The sequence below is a fragment of the Curtobacterium sp. APC 4022 genome (assembly GCF_030407555.1).
Classification (GTDB): Bacteria; Actinomycetota; Actinomycetes; order Actinomycetales; family Microbacteriaceae; genus Curtobacterium.
The window spans coordinates 1-20,890 of record NZ_JASDDD010000056.1 but is presented as its reverse complement, the minus strand read 5'-3'; the positions used below and the strand labels follow the sequence as shown (position 1 = coordinate 20,890).

General features: G+C 72.6%; 18 protein-coding genes. 11 read left to right on the top strand and 7 right to left on the bottom strand.

Annotated elements, in window-relative coordinates; all coding sequences use genetic code 11:
* Window positions 1-463, bottom strand: a 463-nt coding sequence (locus QL987_RS14515; RefSeq protein WP_290158311.1) for a hypothetical protein, incomplete at its 3' end; no start/stop codon positions are given.
* Window positions 464-605: 142 nt separating this feature from the next.
* Between QL987_RS14515 and QL987_RS14510 the strand changes: the two genes are divergently transcribed.
* The 5 genes from QL987_RS14510 to QL987_RS14490 all read left to right on the top strand — a co-directional run bounded on the left by QL987_RS14510 (window position 606) and on the right by QL987_RS14490 (window position 7,646).
* Window positions 606-1,463, top strand: coding sequence for a DUF1206 domain-containing protein (locus QL987_RS14510; RefSeq protein WP_290158310.1), 858 nt, complete (start codon window positions 606-608; stop codon window positions 1,461-1,463).
* Window positions 1,464-1,620: 157 nt separating this feature from the next.
* On the top strand, window positions 1,621-3,168 hold the full coding sequence (locus tag QL987_RS14505; protein WP_290158308.1) for a GAF domain-containing serine/threonine-protein kinase: 1,548 nt from the start codon (window positions 1,621-1,623) through the stop codon (window positions 3,166-3,168).
* Window positions 3,169-3,222: 54 nt separating this feature from the next.
* Complete coding sequence (treS, locus tag QL987_RS14500) at window positions 3,223-5,568, top strand: maltose alpha-D-glucosyltransferase (RefSeq protein WP_290158312.1); 2,346 nt, start codon at window positions 3,223-3,225, stop codon at window positions 5,566-5,568.
* 4 nt (window positions 5,569-5,572) lie between these two features.
* Window positions 5,573-6,448, top strand: coding sequence for an SMP-30/gluconolactonase/LRE family protein (locus tag QL987_RS14495; RefSeq protein ID WP_290158305.1), 876 nt, complete (start codon window positions 5,573-5,575; stop codon window positions 6,446-6,448).
* A gap of 91 nt (window positions 6,449-6,539) precedes the next feature.
* On the top strand, window positions 6,540-7,646 hold the full coding sequence (locus QL987_RS14490) for an alpha/beta fold hydrolase (protein WP_290158303.1): 1,107 nt from the start codon (window positions 6,540-6,542) through the stop codon (window positions 7,644-7,646).
* A gap of 155 nt (window positions 7,647-7,801) precedes the next feature.
* Here the strand turns inward: QL987_RS14490 and QL987_RS14485 are convergent, their stop codons facing one another.
* From QL987_RS14485 to QL987_RS14465, 5 genes are all read right to left on the bottom strand, one after another.
* Complete coding sequence (locus tag QL987_RS14485; RefSeq protein WP_290158301.1) at window positions 7,802-8,998, bottom strand: FAD/NAD(P)-binding oxidoreductase; 1,197 nt, start codon at window positions 8,996-8,998, stop codon at window positions 7,802-7,804.
* A 10-nt stretch (window positions 8,999-9,008) separates the two neighbouring features.
* Window positions 9,009-9,809 carry an SDR family oxidoreductase gene (locus QL987_RS14480; protein WP_290158300.1) on the bottom strand — a complete coding sequence of 267 codons (801 nt, stop codon included), beginning with the start codon at window positions 9,807-9,809 and terminating at the stop codon, window positions 9,009-9,011.
* A gap of 14 nt (window positions 9,810-9,823) precedes the next feature.
* Entirely contained in the window at window positions 9,824-10,330 is a 507-nt protein-coding gene (locus tag QL987_RS14475; protein ID WP_111076069.1) for a DNA starvation/stationary phase protection protein, read from the bottom strand.
* Window positions 10,331-10,482: 152 nt separating this feature from the next.
* Entirely contained in the window at window positions 10,483-10,998 is a 516-nt protein-coding gene (locus QL987_RS14470) for a MarR family transcriptional regulator (RefSeq protein ID WP_290158298.1), read from the bottom strand.
* A 199-nt stretch (window positions 10,999-11,197) separates the two neighbouring features.
* On the bottom strand, window positions 11,198-11,755 hold the full coding sequence (locus QL987_RS14465) for an NAD(P)H-dependent oxidoreductase (RefSeq protein ID WP_111076067.1): 558 nt from the start codon (window positions 11,753-11,755) through the stop codon (window positions 11,198-11,200).
* A gap of 127 nt (window positions 11,756-11,882) precedes the next feature.
* Here QL987_RS14465 and QL987_RS14460 point away from each other — a divergent pair, with 127 nt between their 5' ends.
* From QL987_RS14460 to QL987_RS14440, 5 genes are all read left to right on the top strand, one after another.
* The gene (locus tag QL987_RS14460) at window positions 11,883-13,523 is read left to right on the top strand and encodes a glycoside hydrolase family 13 protein (RefSeq protein WP_290158297.1); all 1,641 of its coding nucleotides are present in this window, start codon (window positions 11,883-11,885) and stop codon (window positions 13,521-13,523) included.
* A 141-nt stretch (window positions 13,524-13,664) separates the two neighbouring features.
* On the top strand, window positions 13,665-15,806 hold the full coding sequence (locus tag QL987_RS14455; RefSeq protein WP_290158296.1) for a hypothetical protein: 2,142 nt from the start codon (window positions 13,665-13,667) through the stop codon (window positions 15,804-15,806).
* 127 nt (window positions 15,807-15,933) lie between these two features.
* Window positions 15,934-16,575 (top strand): DUF308 domain-containing protein, encoded by a 642-nt coding sequence (locus tag QL987_RS14450; RefSeq protein WP_258376783.1) that lies wholly within the window; start codon window positions 15,934-15,936, stop codon window positions 16,573-16,575.
* Complete coding sequence (locus QL987_RS14445) at window positions 16,572-16,835, top strand: hypothetical protein (RefSeq protein ID WP_111076063.1); 264 nt, start codon at window positions 16,572-16,574, stop codon at window positions 16,833-16,835. Before QL987_RS14450 ends, QL987_RS14445 begins: the two co-directional genes overlap by 4 nt.
* Window positions 16,836-16,920: 85 nt before the next feature.
* Complete coding sequence (locus QL987_RS14440) at window positions 16,921-18,306, top strand: DHA2 family efflux MFS transporter permease subunit (protein ID WP_258376786.1); 1,386 nt, start codon at window positions 16,921-16,923, stop codon at window positions 18,304-18,306.
* Window positions 18,307-18,337: 31 nt separating this feature from the next.
* Here the strand turns inward: QL987_RS14440 and QL987_RS14435 are convergent, their stop codons facing one another.
* On the bottom strand, window positions 18,338-19,225 hold the full coding sequence (locus tag QL987_RS14435) for a LysR family transcriptional regulator (protein WP_290158295.1): 888 nt from the start codon (window positions 19,223-19,225) through the stop codon (window positions 18,338-18,340).
* Window positions 19,226-19,295: 70 nt separating this feature from the next.
* Here QL987_RS14435 and QL987_RS14430 point away from each other — a divergent pair, with 70 nt between their 5' ends.
* Complete coding sequence (locus QL987_RS14430; protein ID WP_290158293.1) at window positions 19,296-20,555, top strand: MFS transporter; 1,260 nt, start codon at window positions 19,296-19,298, stop codon at window positions 20,553-20,555.
* Window positions 20,556-20,890: the final 335 nt, after the last annotated feature.

Below are 20,890 nucleotides of genomic sequence, written 5' to 3'. Positions count from 1 at the left end.
CGACGTCGAACGTGCGGGACCCCGAGCGGTTTCCCTGGTCGTCCGTGGCGAAGAGGCGGTACTCGCCGTACCCGTCGTCCTGCGGGACGGTCACCTGCAGCTGGCCGCGAGCACCCTGTCCGGCGACGATGAACGTGGCCACCTCGCGCCACTCGCCGCCGATGCGCTGCTCGGCGTGCACGAGGCCGCCGGCGCCGGGGACGAGGACCTCGGCGGTGTGCGAGGCTCCGTGCCCGTCGACGGTGAAGAGGTCGGCGTCAGCGCCCTCGTCGTCGTTGGTGGACTCGGCCCAGGCACCGTCGACGGTCCGGACGAAGGGCGTGAAGAGGGTCTGGGTCTGCGCGGCGGACACGGACGACGGGGCGGACACGGTCGCGGCGTTCGCCGGGATCGAGGCGACGAGCGGGGCGCCGAGGGCGAGGACGAGACCGGCGGCGGCCGCCAGGGTGGTGCGCTTCTGCATGGTGCTCCTGAGAGAGGGTGGTCGACACCGGCCGGTGTCGCTGCGGTCCCGTAAGCGTCCGCCATCCCTCTGAACACATTCCGCGTGTGATATCACAGCAGGTGCTCGGACAGGACGGCCAGGAGCGGGCAAGCTCGGAGCCGTGACCGACACAGCACAGGACGCAGCCCGAGAGACCGGACGACAGGCGCGCCGTGTCGCCGACAGCCGCTGGTTCGAGACCACGGCCCGCGCGGGCTTCGTCGGGACGGGCGTCGTGCACCTGCTCATCGGCTACCTCGCCGTCCTGCTCGGCATCGGCAACGCCGCGGCCGGCAGCGGTGCGCAGGGCTCGCAGTCCGGCGACACCGACCAGTCCGGTGCGCTCGCGCAGATCGCGTCCGTCCCCGGCGGCGTGTTCCTGCTCTGGGTCGTCGCGATCGGCACCGCCGCACTGACCGTCCGCCTGGTCGTCGAGGTCGTCGTCGGCGGACGGACCGACGACGCCCGTGCCTGGCTCGCCCGGGCGAAGAACGCCGGCAAGGCGGTCGTCTACGGCGCCATCGCCTACTCGTCGGCCAGCTACGCGCTCGGCGCCGGCAAGAGCTCCACCGGTTCGAGCCGCAGCGCTGCGGCGACCGCCCTGGCCACGCCCGGCGGCGTCGTCCTGCTGGTGCTCGTCGGCGCGGTGGCGGTCGCCATCGGGGTCGGCCTCGTCGTGATCGGCGTGCGCGGCTCGTGGAAGAAGCACCTCCGGCCGCAGCCGGAGTCCGTGCGCCGGACCGTGGCCGTGCTCGCCACGCTCGGCTACGTCGCGAAGGGGATCGCCGTGGTCATCGTCGGCGTCCTCATCGCCGTCGCCGGCATCCGCAGCGACCCGGACCAGGCGACCGGGCTCGACGGGGCGTTCGACGCGCTCCGGTCGATGCCGGGCGGTTCCGTCGTGCTCGTCGTGGTCGGACTCGGCTTCGCGGCCTTCGGGCTCTACAGCTTCGTCCGGGCCCGGTACGCCCGGATCTGAACGAACGGCATCCGGTCACCACGCGCGGTCCCGATCGCGCAGAGGGGATGGTGGCGGCCCGTGCCGCCCCGGCGATGCGAAGATGCATCGTCGCGTCGGCGACACGCCCGATGAGTCGTCACGCCACGCGTGACGCCCCCACCGAAGACGAGGAAGCATGGCCCCGACGGACGCACCCCGGGAGCACGCCGGACTGCTGGCCGGCCGGTACCGGCTCGAGCAGGTCATCGGCCGAGGCGGCATGTCCGTCGTGCACCACGCCTGGGACGAGAGCCTGGACCGACCCGTCGCCGTGAAGCTCTTCCACCCGGGCATCGTCGACATCGCCCGCCAGGAGGCCGAGCAGGGCGTCCTGGCAGCGCTCGACCACCACAACCTCGTCAGCCTGCTCGACGCCGGGGTGGTCGAGGACCAGCACGGGTCGCTGCAGCGCTTCATCGTGATGGCGCTCGTGCACGGCCAGGACCTCGAGGAGCGCCTGGCGCTCGGCCCCCTCGCATCGCGGCACATCGCCGAGATCGGCTACGACATGGCCGAGGCGCTCGACTACATCCACGCGCAGGGCGTCGTGCACCGGGACATCAAGCCGTCGAACATCCTGCTGGTCGACTACGGCAACGGCTCCGACCGGGCACGCGCACGACTCACCGACTTCGGCATCGCCCTGGCCGCCGGCGTCGAACGGCTCACCGCGGACGGCGTCACGACCGGCACGGCCGCCTACCTCAGCCCGGAACAGGCCCGCGGCGCGGAGGTCGGTCCGGCGAGCGACGTCTACTCGCTCGGCCTGGTGCTGCTGCAGTGCTTCACCCGGCGGCGTGAGTTCCCCGGGTCGCTCGTCGAGTCGGCGCTCGCCCGGCTGTCCCGCGACCCGGTCGTCCCCGAGCCGCTGCCGGAGCACTGGAAGCACGCCCTCGCCGCGATGACGGCGCAGGACCCGCGCGAGCGCCCGGTGGGTGCCGACCTGGTCGCGCTCCTCCGCCACGTCGTGATCACCGACACCGCGGAGGCTCCTCCCGCCGACCCGACGTCGGCCGGCGTCGCGCACGGACCCGGGGCCGACACCGCCGGCTCGGCCACGTCGTCGACCGCAGCCGGTCCCGTCACCGGTGGGGGCGCCTCCAGGCCGACACCGGGCGAGCCCCGGACCGACGCGTCGCGCCCAGCGACCCTGGACGTGCTGCCCGAGGAGGCGCTGCAGCGGACCACCAAGATGGCCGCGCGCCTGTTCGACGCCCCGATCGCCCTCATCGAGGTGCTGGACGAGGACCGCGAGTGGTCCCAGTCGTACGTCGCCGACGGTGTCGACAAGTCCGCGCGGAGCATCAGCTTCCGGAACGGCTTCGCGCCGGTGCCGGTGCCGGTCGTGATCCCGGACGGGTCCACGCACCCGGAGATGCGGAACAGCCCGCTCGTCACCGGACCGCTCGGCATCCGGTTCTACGTCAGTGTCCCGCTGGTCCGCCACGACGGCGTCGCCGTCGGCACGCTCGCCGTGCTCGACTCCCGACCCCGGACGGCCGACGAGGCGGACATGGCGAACCTCCGCGACCTCGCCGCACTCGCCGTCACCCAGCTCGAACTCCGCCAGGAGTCACTGCGCACCACGAGCGACTCGGTGCCGATCCTCCGCACCGGGCAGGGCGCGCACGTGGCACCGGTGACCCATGACGGCACGGCCGTCGGGCCCGAACACGCCGTCTGAGTCCGCACCCGGCACCCTCCCCGGGCACGCGTGACTAGCGTGTGGGGCGTGGACATGGACGACGACGCACCCCGGACCGACGAGCGGATCGCTGACGAGTACCTGACGGGCGAGCGGCTGCCCGTCGGCGGTGTCCCGGAGCAGGGCGACGACCTCGGCGACGCCGCCGTGGACGAGGACGAGGCGACCCCGGTGGCCCCCGACATCACCTACGACGAGCAGCTCTACCCGGCCCGGCCGCGTCGACTGCGGCCGCGGGTGAACCTGCGCGGCGGCAGCCTGCAGCGCCGGTTCTCGGACCCGCGTGCCGCCAACGGCGAGAACCCGGCCTACATCGAGTGGCTCGTCCGGCAGTCAATGCTCAAGGACGCCGACGTCCTCAGCCGCCAGCTCTCCGGCACGCCGGCGATGTGGCGGAACCCCTACGCCCGGCCCGACGCCCGCCGTGCCGTGGCGACCTCCGACGTGTGGTTCACCGCGTACCCGATCTCGCTCATCACCCGTGAGGGCGAGTCCTTCCTCACCGCGCTCGCCGACCCGCAGCTGTGGTCCGCGTTCGAGCGCATCGGCATCAACGGCGTGCACACCGGCCCGGTCAAGCGTGCCGGTGGCATCCGCGGCTGGCAGGAGACCCCGAGCGTCGACGGCCACTTCGACCGGATCGGGACCCAGATCGACCCGACCTTCGGTGACGAGGAGACCTTCCAGCGGATGACCGACGTCGCCGAGGAACACGGCGGCAGCATCATCGACGACATCGTGCCGGGCCACACCGGCAAGGGTGCCGACTTCCGGCTGGCCGAGATGGCCTTCAAGGACTACCCCGGGATCTACCACATGGTCGAGATCCCGCCGGAGGAGTGGTACCTGCTGCCCACCGTGCCCGAGCACCGCGACTCGGTGAACCTCGACCCGGCGACCGAGTCCGCCCTGGCCGAACGCGGCTACATCATCGGCGAGCTGCAGCGCGTGATCTTCCACCAGCCCGGCGTCAAGGAGACGAACTGGAGCGTCACCGCGCCGGTCGTCGGCGTCGACGGCACCACCCGGCGCTGGGTGTACCTGCACTACTTCAAGGAGGGGCAGCCGTCGGTCAACTGGCTCGACCCGACCTTCGCCGGCATGCGCCTGGTGATCGGCGACGCCCTGCACTCGCTCGGCGACCTCGGCACGAGCGCGCTCCGACTCGACGCGAACGGGTTCCTCGGCGTCGAGAAGAGCGCGGAGGGCGCACCCGGTTGGTCGGAGGGCCACCCGCTCTCACACGCGGCGAACCACGTCATCGCCGGGATGGTCCGGAAGGTCGGCGGCTTCACCTTCCAGGAGCTGAACCTGACGATCGAGGACATCCGCGACACCGGGGCCGTCGGCGCCGACCTGTCGTACGACTTCATCAACCGCCCCGCGTACCACCACGCCCTGGCCACCGGGGACACCGAGTTCCTGCGCCTGACGCTCCGCACCTCGCTCGAACTCGGGGTCGAGCCGGTCAGCCTGGTGCACGGCATGCAGAACCACGACGAGCTCACCTACGAGCTCGTGCACTGGGCGACCCTGCACCAGGACGACCTCTACACGTTCCACGGCGAGGAAACCCGGGGCGGGGCGCTCGCCGAACGCATCCGGGCCGACCTCACCGCGGCGCTGACCGGCGACGCGGCGGACTACAACCTGGTGTTCACGACGAACGGCATCGCGTGCACCACGGCTTCGCTCATCGCCGCGACGCAGGGGCACACCACCCTCGATGCCGTCACCGACGAGCACGTGCCGCAGATCCGCGACGCCCACCTGCTGCTCGCCGCGTTCAACGCCTGGCAGCCCGGCGTCTTCGCGATGTCCGGCTGGGACCTGCTCGGATCACTGACGGTGCCGCAGGAGACCGTGGCGGACCTCATCGCCGAGGGCGACACCCGGTGGATCGAGCGCGGCGCGCACGACCTGCTCGGCGTCGCGCCGGACACCGAGCGTTCGGCCTCGGGCATGCCCCGGGCCCGCTCGCTCTACGGTCCGCTGCCGGAACAGCTCGAGTCGCCCGACTCGTTCGCGTCCCGCCTGGGCGAACTGCTGCGGGTGCGGACCGAGTACGGCATCGCCTCGGCCCGACAGGTCGACGTCCCCGAGGTCGCCCACCGCGGGATGCTCGTGATGGTGCACGAACTCGAGTCGACCGACGAGACGGGCGAGCCGGTCGTGCAGATCACCGTGCTCAACATGACCGACACCCCGCTCGACGGCACCATCCGGTCCGAGTCGCTGCCGCACGGGGCGACGGTCGTCGACGCCACGGACCACAGCGAGCTCGGCACCGTCGACGACCTGTGCAGCTTCCCGCTCCGCATCGACGCGTACGGCTCGCGGTTCCTGGTGCTCCGCCGGAACGTCGAGCAGGGGGCCTGAGACCGTGCCGGCGAGCGCGACCTCCGGCCCCGCCCGGGTGTTCAGCGACGTCCGGGCGACCCTGGCGGAGAGCATCGTCTGGGACCCGGCGCAGGGACTCGGCCGCTGGGTCGACATCCCGAACGGCACGCTGACCACCGCGGACGCCGACGGTCGGGTGCTGCAGACCACGCAGCTCGATCCGCCCCTGCCGTCGTTCCAGCCGCGTGCCGGAGGTGGCTTCATCGCCGCCCAGGACGACACCGTCGTGCTGACCGATGCCGACGGACACGTCGAACGCGAACTGGCCGGTGTCACGCACGCCAACGACGAGATGCGCTTCAACGAGGGCAAGTGCGACCCGTTCGGCCGGTTCCTGGTCGGCAGCATGGACCCGACCGACGGGCCGCCGGCCGGCGCGCTCTACGCCTTCTCGGCGGACGGGTCGGTCGCGGTGCTGCGGAGCGGGTTCGGCACGACCAACGGCATGGAGTGGAACGACGACGGCTCCGAGATGTACGTGACGGACACCGACACGAACACGGTCTACCGGGCCTCCTACGGACCCGACGGTCTGCTCGGCGACCTCGAGCCGTTCATCGACGGTGCCGCACACGACGGACTCGTCCGCGACGACGAGGGCTGCTTCTGGGGCGCGATCTACGGCGAGAGCAAGGTCGACCGGTACGGCCCGGACGGAGCGCACCTCGAGACGGTGGAGATCCCGGCGCCGAACGTGACCTCGGTGGCGTTCGGCGGGACGGACATGTCCCTGCTGCTCGTCGGGACCGCGCGGGAGGACCTGACCGAGGACCAGCTGGCACGCTCCCCGCACTCCGGCTCGGTGTTCGCGGTGCCGACCCGCGTGCACGGACGCCCGGCGTTCCCCTTCGCCGGCTGAGGGTCCTGCCGGGCTGGCGACGCGCGCCGCGGCCGGAGCGGAGGACGCCCGCGGTAGCCTGGGCGACCGCCAGCCACCGCGAGGAGCGCCCATGAACGACGAACACCACCCGGGTCACCCCGTCCCGACCGGCGCCCCCGACCCGGCCGGCGAACTCGCCCAGGCTGAGGACGCCGACGTCGAGGTCCGCGTCGACCGCATCGCCGTCGACCACACCTACGTGCGCGTCAGCTCGATCGGCGAGCCCGGTGAGCGCGCGTTCGTCCTGGTCGCGGGGCTCGGCATCGCGTCGACGTACTACGAGCGGCTGGCCCCGCACCTCAACGAGAACGGCCCGGTGCACGCGCTCGACCTGCCCGGTTTCGCGGGGGTCCCGCGGTTCCGCGGCGGCGTGTCCATCGAGCGGTACGCCGACGCCGTCGAGAAGGTCATCGACGACCTCCGCCTGCACGACCCGGTGCTCATCGGCCACTCGATGGGGACGCAGGTCGTCGTCGAGGTCGCAGCCCGCCGCCCGGACATCTCTGACCTGGTGCTCATCAGCCCGGTCCTCGACCCGGCCGCGCGGTCGATCCCGAAGGCCGCGCTCCGCTTCCTCCGGTCCGCCGTGCACGAACCCGCCGCGGTCCGCTGGCACGCGGTCACCGCGTACGCGCTCTGCGGGTGGCACTGGTTCCGCAAGGTCCTGCCGAAGATGATCGCCTACCCGATCGAGGACCGCGTCGCCGACGTCCGGGCGCACACCCTGGTCGTCCGCGGCGAGCACGACGCACTCGTGCCGCGCTCGTGGGTCCGGCAGCTCGCCCGCGCCCTGCCCTACGGCGTGCTCCGCGAGGTCGTCGACGGCGCACACTCGGTCATGCACGCCCAGGCCGACGCGGTGGCGCAGCTCGCCGTCGCCCACGTCGACGGTCGGTTGCCCGACCGCGGGGTCTCGTCGTTGCAGCGGGTCCGGGACGACTCCACCGCGACGGACCTCGACCGCCTCGGCGCGACCGACCGCTGGCTGGTCGTGAAGTCGCGGTTCACGGAGGTGTTCGGCATGGCGAAGGGCGACGACGAGCAGCTCGAGGCCGCCAAGTCCGCGCACGCGGTCGCGATGGCCGACCACGACGGCATCCCGGTCGACCCGGACGAGCGCGACGAGGTCGTCGACACTGTCGCGCCGGAGCGCGGCGGGGACCGACGTCCCTTCTGACCACGGCCGTCGGGCGGACGGACTGGAGGCCCGTGACCGGTTCCGCAGAACCGGGCACGGGCCTCCAGTCGGTCACCGCCGGATCCGGCGGACGACCCTGACCGGACGACTGAGCCTGGTCGACCGGCTGAGCGTGGTCGACCGGCTGAGGGCGATCAGTCAGCGCTGATGAGGCCGGGCAGCGCGTCCGGCGTCAGCGCGTGCGCCTCCGCCAGCACCTTCCGGGCCTCGTCGGTCTTGCCGGAGACGTTCCAGAGCAGCACACCGGCGACCAGGTCGTCGTCGCCCAGGTGGTAGACGACACCGGTGACGTTCGGCTCGGCCCAGTCCTCGACGGTGCGGAGCGACGAGGACACGACGCCGACGGCCTCGTACCCGAGTTCGAAGACGTTCGAGTAGAACATCGGCGTGTGGTCGTACGTCTCGCCGGCGCCGGCCAGGTTGCGGCCCGCCTGCCGGCCCTGCTGCTGGGCGTTGTCGACGTGCTCGACGCGGCGGGTGCCGAGCAGGCGGTCCGGGTAGGACGCGACGTCGCCGGCGGCGAAGACGGCGGGATCGTCGGTGACGAGCGTCGACGACACCGTGATGCCGTCGTCGACCGCCAGGCCGGCGTCCTCGGCGAGCTGCGTCGCGGGCTCGATGCCGAGGCCCGCCACGGCGGCGTCCGCCGTGATCGTGGAACCGTCGTCGAGCGTGAGCGTGACGCCGTCCGCGGTCTCCTCGCCGGACTCGACGCGGCGGCCGGTGCGGACCTCCACGCCGGCGTCGACGAAGCGCTGTTGGAAGGCGGCGGCGAGGCCGGCCGGGAACATGTGGCCACCGAGCACGTCGTCCGGGGTGACGAGCGTGACGCGGGCACCGTTCTGGACGAGCCCGGCCGCGACCTCGGTGCCGATGTAGCTGCCGCCGACGACGACCACGTGGGCGTTCGCGTCGGCGTGCCGGCGGAGCGTGCGGTAGTCGGCGGCGCTGCGGTAGCTGAGCACGCGGTCGGACGGCGCGAGCCCGGGCAGGTCACGCGGGTGGCCGCCGGTCGCCAGGAGCAGCCGCTCGTAGCCGACGACGGTGCCGCCGTCGGTCGTGACGGTCTTCGCGCCCCGGTCGATCGACGCGACCCGGGTGCCCAGGACGAAGGTCGCCCCGGTCTCCTCGGTGTGCAGGTCGACCTTGTCGTCCCAGCTGAAGTCCGGGTCGGTCCAGAGCTTCTTGGACAGTGCCGGGCGGGCGTAGGGGCGGTCGACGTCCTCGCTGATGATCCCGATCGAGCCGTCGGGGTCGAGCTCGCGGATGCCGCGGGCAGCGGAGTCGGCGACCATCCCGCCGCCGACGATGAGGTAGCGGTGGTCGGTCATGGTTCCTCCGTCAGATGGTGGCGACCGAGCCGGAGTCGACGCGGTAGTTCGAGCCGTTCACGAAGCTGGCGAGCTCGGAGCACAGGAACGCGACGACGTTCGCGACCTCTTCCGGCTCACCGCGACGCTTGAGTTCCATGTACGGACGCTGCTCGTCGAGGAAGCTCGAGATCGCCTCGTCGAACGAGGTGCCGAGCTGCTTCGACCGCTTGTCCATCATGGCGTCGGTCATCGGGGTGTGGATGAACGCGGGGGAGACCGTGTTCACGAGCAGCCCCTCCTCCGCGTACGAGCGCGACAGGCCCTTGGCGAACGAGAGCACCCCGGCCTTGGCGGCGCAGTAGGGCAGCTCGTCGTCGTACGGCTGCGAGGCGTCCTCGGACACCAGGTAGACGATCCGACCCCAGCCGCCGTTCCGGAGGTCCGCGATGAACTCGCGGGTGATCCGGACCGGCCCCATCAGGTCGACGTCGAGCGTCTCCTGCCAGCCGGCCTCGTCGATCTCGTGGAACATGCCCTGGGCGCCGGTGACGCCGGAGGACTGCACCAGGATGTCGATCTCGCCGACGGCGTCCCGCACCTTCTCGTGCAGCGCGGCGAGGCTCTCGGCGCTGCGGACGTCCGCGGCGAACGCGTGCAGTCTGCCGACCGGCGCTTCGAGCTGGTCGGCGCTGGTGTCGAGCCGACTCTGGTCGAGGTCGGTGACGACCACTGTCGCACCCTCCGCCAGGAGGATGCGTGCCGTGTTCCAGCCGATGCCGGAGTCACCACCGAAGACGAGTGCGGTCTTGCCCTGGATCCCGAGGTCCACGTGCGACCCGCGGCTCAGGAGTGCGCGGACGCTTCGGCGGTCGCCGGGCTGGTCGCGGCGGCGAGCGGCGTGCGCGGCGTGCGGTTCTCGGCGGAGACCATCCAGGCGAGCTGCTCGAGGCGCTCGATGAAGCCGTGCAGCAGGTCGGCGGTCGTCGGGTCTTCCTCGTCGACCTCGTCGTGCACGTCACGCATGGTGCCGGTGGCCTGGTACAGGCGGAGGGTCACCAGGTCGATCGCGTCGTGCGTGGCGACCTCGCCCTCGGGGAACGCGTCGAGGTGGCTGGTCGCGGAGACCGTGGCCGAGCGGCCGTCCGGCACGGCGTACAGCGCACGCATGCGCTCCGCGGTGTCGTCGGCGAACTCACGGGCGGCGTCGACGATCTCGTCGAGCTGCAGGTGGAGGTCACGGAAGTTGGTGCCGAGGATGTTCCAGTGGGCCTGCTTGCCCTGCAGGTGCAGGTCGATGAGGTCGACGAGGACCTTCTGCATGTTGGCGGCGAGCTTGTCCGATGCGTGCATGTGACGACTCCTTCTTCGCGGGACCGGCCCGTCACGGGCCCGACCCTTCGCTGGACTGACCACTCCGGTCTACGCGCTCCGCGGCGGGGTCTTCCCAGTGGGTGTCGAGGAACCGTCCCCCGGCAGTGGTCGGGCGTCGATGTGGACCGTCGTCAGTGTGCGACGACGGGCGGGTCGACCTGGTCGACGGCGACGCGCATCTCCTCAAGGAACATCGCGACCACCCGGGCGTCGGTCGCGGACAGGCCCTCGGCGATCTGCATCATGCGGCGGTGCATGATGCCGAGCGTGGCCCGGACCTCGGCGTCGGTCTCGACGGTCGGCACGATGATGAGCCCGCGTCGGTCGGTGGGGTGCGGCTCACGACGGACGTGCCCGCTCTTGACCAGGCGGTCGACCAGGATCGTCGTCGACGCGGACGAGATCTTGAGGTACGCGGACAGGTCCTTCGGGCTGACCGAACGGCCCGCGCGCTGGGCCTGCAGCAGGTGACGGACGGCGAGCAGGTCGGTCTCGCCCATGCCCATCGAGTCGCGGGTGCGGCGGCGCATCGCCGTCTCGGAGGCCCGGTAGCGACGCAGGGCGTTCAGCACGGCGACACCGCGCTGGGTGGCGTCGTCGTCCGGGAACCAGTAGCCGGACGGCTCCGTGATCTCCTGCGTCGTCATCGGATGATGATAAGCCGTCAGGTGACCAGGCTGTCGAGTGGTCCGGACGGAGTGCGGTCCCGGGGACGCGACGGACGGGAGGCTGCCCACCCGCTGGTGGGGAGCCTCCCGTCCGTCACCGGCCGGGTCGTGTCGGTTCGGGCCCGACGCGAATCCGGGGGTGCGACGCGACTCAGGGGCGCGCCGCGACGGGGTGTGTCTACGCGGCGACCGGCTCGGCGGCTGCGTCGGCCAGCGCGGTCAGGGCGCCGCGGACGAGGCCGACGACCTCTTCGTCCTCACGCGGGTGCGTCTCGGCGAAGCGGACGACGGACTGCGGGATCGCGACCTTGACGTCCTCCAGGACCTTCGCGCCCGCGATGCCGGCGGCCTTGCGGGCGTCGTCGTGTGCCCAGACCCCGCCGTACTGCCCGAAGGCCGAACCGATGACGGCGAGCGGCTTGCCGGAGATCGGCGAGGCACCGAACGGACGCGAGGCCCAGTCGAGCGCGTTCTTCAGCACGGCCGGCATCGTGCCGTTGTACTCAGGCGTGACGAGCAGGACGCCGTCGGCGTCGGCGATGGCCCGGCGGAACGCGACCGCGGCCTCGGGCGGGGTGTCGCCGTCGATGTCCTCGTTGTAGAAGGGCAGGTCGACGATGCCGTCGAAGACCGAGAGCTCGATGCCCTCCGGAGCGTGCTGGGCGGCTGCCTCGGTGAGCTGGCGGTTGATGGATCCGGCGCGGAGGCTTCCCACGAGCGCGACGATCTGGGTCATGGCGTTCCTTCCTGACAGTGATGGTTTCAGCGACAACCAATGGTTCGGGCGTCGGATTCCCCGCCGACGAGGCGGGCGTGTCACGGGCCTCCCGCCGTGCGGAGCCGCCGTCGGTAGTGTCGGCGACGTGACCCCGAGACGCACGCCGAGCGACACGCCCCGCACTCCCGACCCGAACTGGTGGCGGCAGGCCGTCGTCTACCAGGTCTACCCGCGCAGCTTCGCGGACTCCGACGCGGACGGCATCGGCGACATCGCCGGTGTCACCAGCCGGGTGCCGTACCTGGCGGAGCTCGGCGTCGACGCGATCTGGCTGTCGCCGTTCTACCCCTCGCCCCTCGCCGACGGTGGGTACGACGTCGCCGACTACCGCGACGTCGACCCCAAGCTCGGCTCGCTCGACCGGATCGACGAACTCATCCACGCGGCCCACGAGCACGACTTGCGTGTCGTCGTCGACCTGGTGCCGAACCACACCTCGGACCAGCACGCGTGGTTCCGCGCCGCGCTCGCCGCCGCTCCCGGCTCGCCGGAACGGGCCCGCTACGTGTTCCGCGAGGGCGCCGGACCGGACGGCGAGCAGCCGCCGAGCGACTGGGTCTCCAACTTCGGCGGCAGCGCCTGGACCCGCGTGCCGGACGGCCAGTGGTACCTGCACCTGTTCGCGCCGGAGCAGCCCGACCTGGACTGGACGAACCCGGAGGTCCACCAGGACTTCGAACAGACCCTGCGCTTCTGGTCCGACCGCGGCGTCGACGGGTTCCGGGTGGACGTCGCACACGGGCTCGCGAAGGACCTGTCGGAGCCGTACCGCCCGTCGAACGAGCAGGACCTGCCGCTCGACGGCTCGGACCCGCTGTACGACCGCGACGAGGTGCACGAGATCTTCGCCGCCTGGCGGAAGGTGCTGAACAGCTACACGCCGCCCCGTGCCGCGATCGCCGAGGCCTGGGCACCCGCGCCCCGCCGGGTGTTGTACGCCCGGCCGACCGAGCTCGGACAGGCCTTCAACTTCGACCTGCTCGAGGCACCGTTCGACGCGACCGAGTTCCGCACGCTCATCGCGCAGAACCTCGAGGGTGCGGCGACGTCCGGCGGCTCGAGCACCTGGGTGCTGTCCAACCACGACGTCGTCCGGCACGCCACCCGGTACGGACTGCCCGACGGCACCGACACCGACGAGTGGCTGATGTCCGACGGGGAGACCCCGCCGCTCGACCGGGAGGGCGGTCTCCGACGCGCGCGGGCGGCGACCCTGCTCGTCCTCGCGCTGCCGGGCTCGTCGTACGTCTACCAGGGCGAGGAACTCGGCCTGCACGAGGCGCCCGCCATCCCGCACGACCAGCTGCAGGACCCGAAGTGGCTCCGCACCGGGCACACGGTCAAGGGCCGGGACGGCTGCCGTGTGCCGATCCCGTGGACCGAGACCGGGCCCTCGTTCGGCTTCGGCGAGGCCGCACCGCACCTGCCGCAGCCGTCGGACTTCGGCGCGTCGAGCGTCGAGGCCGAGGACCGCGTGCCCGGCTCGACGCTGTCGTTCTACCGCGAGGCGCTGTCCGCCCGCAGCCGTCTGCAGCAGGGCGAGGAGCTCGAGTGGATCGAGACGGCGTCGCCCCAGGTCGTCGCGTTCGCGCGGCACGACGGGTGGCGGTCGTACACGAACTTCGGCCCTGAGCCGGTGCCGATGCCCGAGGGCGCGGTCGTCGTGACGTCGGCCCCGCTGACGGACGGCGAGCTGCCCGGGTACACGACGGTCTGGGTGGCGTAGCCGATCCAGTCCTGCCCCGGTTCCGCCGGTCGGGCCGTCGGTGCCCCGGGCTTCCCTGCACAGTCGGGAGGCCCGGGGCATCGCTCCACAGGTCGGCCTCCGGTCCGCTCGTGCGGGCGCCTCGATCGCGACGATCGTGGCATGACACACGACACGAAGCGCCCCCGACCACCCGCCGTCGCCACCCGGGGTGCCCCTCCCGGCAGGCGGCGGCGGCTCCCGCGATGGGGTGCCGCCACCGCGGTCCTCGTCGCCCTGGCCGCGGCGAGCCCGCTCGGCGCCGAGGCACCGGCGGCCGCGGACGACCTCGCCTTCCCGTTCTCGACCGGGTTCGCGACCGCCGCAGGCGGGACCCTCAGCGGTGACGCCCGCATCGTCGACGGACGCCTCCGCCTGACGGACGCCGTCTTCCGGGCCGCGGGCGCCTGGGCGATGGACGACTCGTTCCCGTCCGACCGCGGGCTCGACATCGAGTTCGACTACGCGATGTACACGCCGGACGAGCAGGGGGCCGACGGCCTGCTGCTGTCCCTGGCGGACGGTTCGGTGCCGCCCGGCGTCGGGGCCTTCGGCTCGGCCCTCGGGTACTCGTGCCGCGACGAGGTGTCGCAGGGGCAGTCCACCTGCACGCTGCCCGGCCTGCCCGGGGCCTTCGCCGCCATCGCTCTCGACCAGTACGGCAACTTCTCGTTGCCGTTCAACGACAGCGGCCCCGGACGGACTCCGGAGACCGTCACCGTGCGCGGCTCCGGCAACGGGCTGACCGGGTACCGGTTCGTCCAGCACGCCGAGATCGCCGGCGGCGTCGCGACCGGCACCCGGACCACGCGGAAGGTCCACGTGGTCCTGCAGCCCGAGGACGACGGCCTGACCGTCACCGTCCAGCTGTCCGCTGCCGGCGGCGAGCTCCGGACCGTGCTCGACCACGTGCAGCTGGCAGGCCCGGGACAGGCACCGCTGCCGGCGACGCTCCGCCTGGGCTTCACCGGGGGCACCGGCTCGTTCCGGAGTGTCCACGAGGTCGACGCCCTCCGGGTGGCGGCACCCGCGGACCTCCGCATCGAGCACGACATGCCACCCGTCGTCGCCGGGGACCGTGTCCGCTACACGGTGACCGCGTCGAACGTCGGCGGCAACGCGTCCGATCCCAGCGCCGTCACCGTCGACGTCCCCGACCAGCTGCGGGACGTCCGGTGGACCTGCAGTGTGCCGGGTCCGTCGTCCTGTCGCGAAGCCTCCGGCACCGGGGACGTCGCCACCGCGGTCGCCCTCGAGCGCGGAGCGGCGGCCACGTTCACGATCGAGGGGCTGCTCGACCCCGGCGCCTCCGGTCAGATCGAGAGCGCCGCGCGGATCGACGCCGCCCCGGGGCTGTCCGACACGAACCCGGCGGACAACACCTCTCGGGCCGCGGCGCCCGTGACCGCGATCGCCCAGGTGTCGACCGGCAAGAGCGTCAGCCCGGACCGGGTCTCGCCGGGCGACGAGGTCGAGTACACCGTCACCGCGCGGAACGCCGGCCCGTCCACGGCCCGTGACGTCGGGGCGGTCGACGACCTGCCGGCACAGCTGGCCTTCGTCGACTCGAGCGGACCGGGCGGCTCGGGCGGCTCGGGTGACTCGGGCGACTCGGGCGGTGCCTGCTCGGCGGCGGGGCAGCGGGTGACCTGCAGCGGCGGCGGGGACCTGGAGCCCGGGCAGGAGCACGCGTTCCAGTTTCGGGCACGGCTCGACCCGGGGTACGCGGGCGACGGGTCGGACGTGGTGAACGTCGCGACGGCGACCTCGCCCACCGATCCGGACGGCGGTGAGCAGTCGCCGGAGGTCCCGATCAAGACGATCGACCCTGGTGACCCTGGTGACCCTGGTGACCCTGGTGACCCTGGTGACCCGGACGGGCCTGGCTCGACGGCGACACCGAATCCGACGGCGACACCGAGTCCGACGCCGACACCGAGCGCCAGCGCGGTGCCGGTGGGCGCGGGCCCGGGTGGTCCGGGCACCGGGGGAGCCGGGTCCGGCGACGGCGGACCCGTCGACACCGCGCCGCCACGGACGGGGGCGCTCGCCTACACCGGCGCGCAGGGCCTCGCGCTCACGGGCCTCGTCGCCCTCCTGCTCGCCGGTGCCGGGACGACCGTGTGGCTGCACCGTCGTCGGTCCCGCGCCGGAGCGGACCCCGCGCCCCAGAGCCCGGGGACCGCGATGGACGACGCCACGGCGGACCGCTCGGTCGGAGCGGGCCTGTTCGCCGAGCTGGGCGGACCGACCGGACGAGGGTAGCCGCACGGGCGGGGTGGGCGGCGTGCCCACCCCGCCCGCGCGCCGCCCGCGAGCCCGCTCCCGGACGGGTGCCCACATCGACGGCGGTAGGATCGACCGTACGAACCGACAGCCCGAGAGAGGTCCCGTGTCCCACTCCGTGGACGACGCCGAGCAGCGAGCACGGTACTGGCCGGTCCCGGTCCTCCGGGCCGTCCCCGCCGCCGTGATCGCGATGGTGATCACGTTCTCCCCGAACCACTCCGCCGGCTTCGGCCTGGTGCTGTTCGGGGTCTTCGCCCTCGTCGACGGCGCGGTCCTCGCCTGGGGCAGTGCCGCACGGCTCCCCGGTGACGACCGTTCGCGGCGCTCCGGCCTGGTGCAGGCGGCACTCTCGATCGTCGCCGGCATCGCCGCGCTCGCCTGCACCGGACTCGGACTGCCGGCGTTCATCACCCTCGTCGTGGCGTTCGCCCTCCTGACCGGCGCACTCGAACTGTCACAGGGTGTGCGGGCCCGTCGGCGCTCGCCGTTCGCCCGTGACTGGACGACGATCGGCGGCCTCACGCTGCTGCTCGCGATCGCGTTCCTCCTGACACCGCCGGACTACTCGCAGCAGCTCGGCGGGGTGGAGAAGGTGACCGGCACCCTCGACGCGCCGATCGTCCTGGTCGGGCTCCTCGGCGCCTACCTCGCCATCGCGGCGGTCTTCCACCTGATCGCCGGCCTCTCGCACAAGTGGGGAACGGCTGCCCCGGCGGCCACCCCGGACGGAGCACCACACGCATGAGCACCTCCACCCGCCGCGACCGAATGCGTCCGGCCGAGCTCCTCGGGATCTCCGCGGTGATCGCGGTCGTCGTCGGGCTCGTCGTGCTGATGTCGACGCGTGAACTCACGCTCTCGCTGGTCTTCCTCGGGGTGAGCTTCGTGGTCGTCGTCGTGGTGATGGCCATGCTCCAGCTGACCTCGACCACCGACCAGGACGACAACGACATGCTCGGCGGCCACGAGACCCCCGGACGAGGAGACGACGACGGCTTCCACTGAGTCCGCGACCCGACGAGCCACGTCGGGGCCGCACCGACCCGAGCAGGGTGACCCGGGCCTCCCGGCTCGCTACCGGCACCGGTACGTGATCCTCGCGGTCTGCTGCATGAGCCTGTTCATCGTCTCGATGGACTCCACCGTGGTGAACGTCGCACTGCCGTCGATCGGCCGTGAACTCCACAGCACCATCTCCGGCCTGCAGTGGACCATCGACGCCTACACGCTCGTCCTCGCCAGTCTCCTGCTGCTGTCCGGTTCCACGGCGGACCGCATCGGTCGACGCACCACCTTCCAGGTCGGACTGGCGCTGTTCACGGCAGGTTCGCTGCTGTGCTCCCTCGCGCCGAGCGTCGGGTGGCTCGTCGTCTTCCGCATGGTCCAGGCCGTCGGCGGGTCGATGATGAACCCGGTCGCGATGAGCATCATCACGGCGACCTTCGACGACGCCCGGGAGCGGGCCCGGGCGGTCGGCGTCTGGGGTGCCGTCGTCGGTGTCTCGCTGGGCGTCGGGCCGCTCGTCGGCGGTGCGCTGACGGACACCGTCGGATGGCGGGCGATCTTCCTGATCAACGTGCCGATCGGCATCGCCGCGGTGGTCCTGACGTTCCTGTTCGTGCCGGAGTCCCGCTCGCCGAAGCCGCGGAAGCTCGACCCGCTCGGGCAGGGCATCGTGATCGTGTTGCTGGCGAGCCTGGTCGGCGGCCTGATCGAGGGACCACGTCTGGGGTGGGTGTCGCCGGGTGCCCTCGCACTGTTCGTCCTGGCGGCGGCCGCGCTCGTGGCCCTCGTGGTCGTCGAGGGGCGCACCGCCGAGCCCCTCATCGACCTGCGGTTCTTCCGGAGCATCCCGTTCTCGTCCGCCGTGGGCACCGCACTCGTGGCGTTCGGCGCGAACGGGGCGTTCCTCTTCCTCATCGCGCTCTACCTGCAGGAGGTCCGGGGCATGACCCCGTTCCAGGCCGGCCTCTGGACCCTGCCGTCCGCGGTGATGACGATGCTCGTGTCGCCGATCTCCGGCCGGCTGATCGGCACCGTGGGCACCCGGGTGCCGCTCGTCCTCGCCGGCATCGGGATCGCCGGAGCCGGGGCGGTCCTCACGACCGTGCAGGCGTCGACCCCGATGTGGGTGCTCGTCGCCGCGTTCGTGCTGTTCGGCTTCGGGTTCGGCATGGTGAACGCGCCGATCACGAACACCGCCGTGTCGGGGATGCCGCGCGCGCAGTCCGGGTCCGCAGCCGCCGTCGCCTCGACCAGCCGGCAGACCGGGGTGTCGCTCGGCGTCGCCCTGGCCGGCACCGTCACCGGAGCGAGCGCGGTGGCCACCGTGGGCTCCGGGTTCGCGGTCGCCACGCACCCGATGTGGTGGATCGTCGTCGGCATCGGGGCGGCGATCGTCCTGGTCGGCTTCCTGTCCACCACGGCCGCCGCCCGCCGGTCCGTCGAGAGCATCGCCCCGCTGCTGCGCGGCTGACCGCCGCGTCGCACCTCAGCAACGCGACACCTCAGCGCCGCGCGGCCACGATCGCCCGGGCCAGCGCCTGCGTCGCCCGGTTCGGCTCCGGGTCGCTCCGCATCGCCAGCCCGATCCGCAGTGGTTCGACCGCGTCCTCGAGTTCCAGCACGGCCCCGTCGTGGCGGACGCCGGAGTCCGGCACGACCCCCACGCCGATGCCCGCCGACGCGAACCGCACCACGGCGGGCATGTCGTTCATCTCCGCGACCACCCGACGCCGGATCCCGAGTCGGTCGAGCACGCCGTCCAGGATCATCCGGTTGCCGAACCCGTGCGCGGTGTCGACGAAGGACTCGTCGGCGAGTTCGGCGAGCGACACCGACATCCGACCGGCGAGCGGGTGGTCGGCGGCCACGAACACCCGGAACGGCATCTCGCGGAGCGGCTCGACGACCACGCCGGACGGGATCGTCGGCAGCCCCGTGTACGCCAGGTCGAGCCGTCCCGCGACGAGGTCCTGCACCAGTCCCGTGGTGCCGCTCGGCGAGGTCATCAGCTCGACGGCGACCAGCGGGTGGCGCTGCCGGAACCCGCGCAGGACGCCGGTCAGGTCGACGATGTCCATGCTGGTGAAGATCCCCAGACGCACGCGTCCGCGCAGTTCTGCGTCGGACACCGCGGCCAGGTCGCGCATCCGGTCGAGGGACTCGAGGACGGCGCGGGCGTGGGGGAGCAGGTCTTCGCCGGTGGCGGTCAGGACGAGCCGACGTCCGCCGCGCTCGAAGAGCCGCACGCCGAGGGTCCGCTCCAGGCTCGCGATCCCGGCCGACACGGTGGACTGCGCGGCCCAGAGCCGTTCGGCCGCGCGGGTGACGCTGCCCTCGGCGGCGACGGTGACGAACTGTTCGAGCAGCCGGGTCTCCATGCGGTCGATCATCGACCCGATCGATGGCGGGCATCAAGACGATCCGTTTGACCCGATGGATGCTGCGCGGGAGCATCGGAGCATGTCATCCGTCATCGAATCCCCGGCGACCGGCTCGACGGCCACCGCTCCGGCCCCTCGCGGCCGTCGTGCGCACACCCGTCGGCGCCACGGCTTCGGCTTCTGGGCCGTCGCCTTCGCGTTCACCGCGGTGATGGCCTTCGCGACCGTCCCCGCGCCGCTCTACGTCATCTACCAGGCGCGCGACGGCTTCCCGACCTTCACCACGACGATCGTCTTCGCCGCCTACGGCCTCGGCGTCGTCGGGTCCCTCTGGCTCGCCGGACACCTCAGCGACGTGCACGGTCGCCGGCCGCTGATCCTCGTCTCGATCGCCCTCGAGCTCGTGGCCGCCGTGCTGTTCCTCGTCTGGAACGACGTCAGCGGTCTGATCGTCGCGCGGCTCGTCACCGGGCTCGGCGTCGGTACCCTCACCGCCACGGCGACCGCACACCTCGGGGAGCTCAAGGTCCGGGCGACCGGTGACGAGTCCTCCGCCAAGGGTGCGAGCGTCGCCGCGGGGGTCGTCAACCTCGGCGGGCTGTCGCTCGGAGCCCTGATCGGCGGTGCGCTGGCCGAGTTCGTCGGGCAGCCGCTGATGGTGCCGTACGTGGTGTTCGTCGTCGCCCTCGTGATCGCGTTCGTGGTCGTCCTCGCCGTCCCCGAGACCGTCGACCGCCCGACCGAACCGGTGCCGTACCACCCGCAGCGGCTGCGGGCCCCGGAGGGTCAGAGCGCCGCGTTCTGGGCCGCCGGCACCGGAGCCTTCGCCGCCCTCGCCGTGCAGGGGCTCTTCACCTCGGTCGCGCCGACGTTCCTCGGCACCACCTTCCACGTGACCGACCGGCTGGCCGCCGGCGCGACGACGTTCGGTGTCTTCGCCGCGAGCGCGCTGTCCCAGGTCGTGTTCGCGAAGCTGCCGCAGCGCACTCAGATCCGCCTGGGTGTCGTCCTGCTCGTCGGTGGCCTCGCGGTCCTGGCGGTGTCCGCGGTGGTCCTCCAGGTCGCCGGCTTCATCGGCGGCGGTGTGGTCGCGGGTGCCGGCGTCGGGCTCCTCTTCCGCGCCTCGATCGGCAGCGCCGGTGCGCTCGTCGGACCGGAGGAACGTGGTGGGGTCCTCGCCGCCACCTTCCTCATCGCGTACGCCGGGCTGACGGTCCCGGTCGTCGCCGTGGGTGCGGCGCTGCTCGTGCTGCCCACCCTGCCGGTCCTCATCGGGTACGTCGTGCTGGTCGCCGCGCTCGCGGTCTTCGCCGGAGCGCGCCTGGCCGCACGAGCCTGACCGGCACGCGCCTCCCGTCCGAGACGGGCGCGTCTGCGCGAGACGGGCCGGTCCGCGTCAGACGGGCCCGTCTGCGTGAGACGGGCCCGTCTGCCCACGACGCCGCGCTTCTGCGCACGACGCCGCGGTGTTCGGCGGCGTCTCGGGCAGCCGGCGGCGTCGTACCCGAACGGTGTCGCCGCCGGCGCGCACGGGCCCGTCTCCGCGAAGCGGGCACGTCTGCGCGAGACGCCGCATTCCACGCGAGACGCCCCGGAGTTCGGCGGCGTCTCGCGTACCCGGCGTCGTCCTACCCACACGGCGTCGGGACTCCGCCGACCCCTCCAGGCCGGCCG

Excerpts from the sequence above, each read along its gene's own strand:
- QL987_RS14475 (WP_111076069.1), bottom strand. The coding sequence starts at position 10,330 with ATGCACGCATCGGACAAGCTCGCCGCCAACATGCAGAAGGTCCTCGTC.
- QL987_RS14435 (WP_290158295.1), bottom strand. The coding sequence starts at position 19,225 with ATGATCGACCGCATGGAGACCCGGCTGCTCGAACAGTTCGTCACCGTC.
- QL987_RS14445 (WP_111076063.1), top strand. The coding sequence starts at position 16,572 with ATGAGCACCTCCACCCGCCGCGACCGAATGCGTCCGGCCGAGCTCCTC.
- QL987_RS14455 (WP_290158296.1), top strand. The coding sequence starts at position 13,665 with ATGACACACGACACGAAGCGCCCCCGACCACCCGCCGTCGCCACCCGG.
- QL987_RS14470 (WP_290158298.1), bottom strand. The coding sequence starts at position 10,998 with ATGACGACGCAGGAGATCACGGAGCCGTCCGGCTACTGGTTCCCGGAC.
- QL987_RS14465 (WP_111076067.1), bottom strand. The coding sequence starts at position 11,755 with ATGACCCAGATCGTCGCGCTCGTGGGAAGCCTCCGCGCCGGATCCATC.
- QL987_RS14505 (WP_290158308.1), top strand. The coding sequence starts at position 1,621 with ATGGCCCCGACGGACGCACCCCGGGAGCACGCCGGACTGCTGGCCGGC.
- QL987_RS14490 (WP_290158303.1), top strand. The coding sequence starts at position 6,540 with ATGAACGACGAACACCACCCGGGTCACCCCGTCCCGACCGGCGCCCCC.
- QL987_RS14430 (WP_290158293.1), top strand. The coding sequence starts at position 19,296 with ATGTCATCCGTCATCGAATCCCCGGCGACCGGCTCGACGGCCACCGCT.
- QL987_RS14485 (WP_290158301.1), bottom strand. The coding sequence starts at position 8,998 with ATGACCGACCACCGCTACCTCATCGTCGGCGGCGGGATGGTCGCCGAC.
- treS (WP_290158312.1), top strand. The coding sequence starts at position 3,223 with ATGGACGACGACGCACCCCGGACCGACGAGCGGATCGCTGACGAGTAC.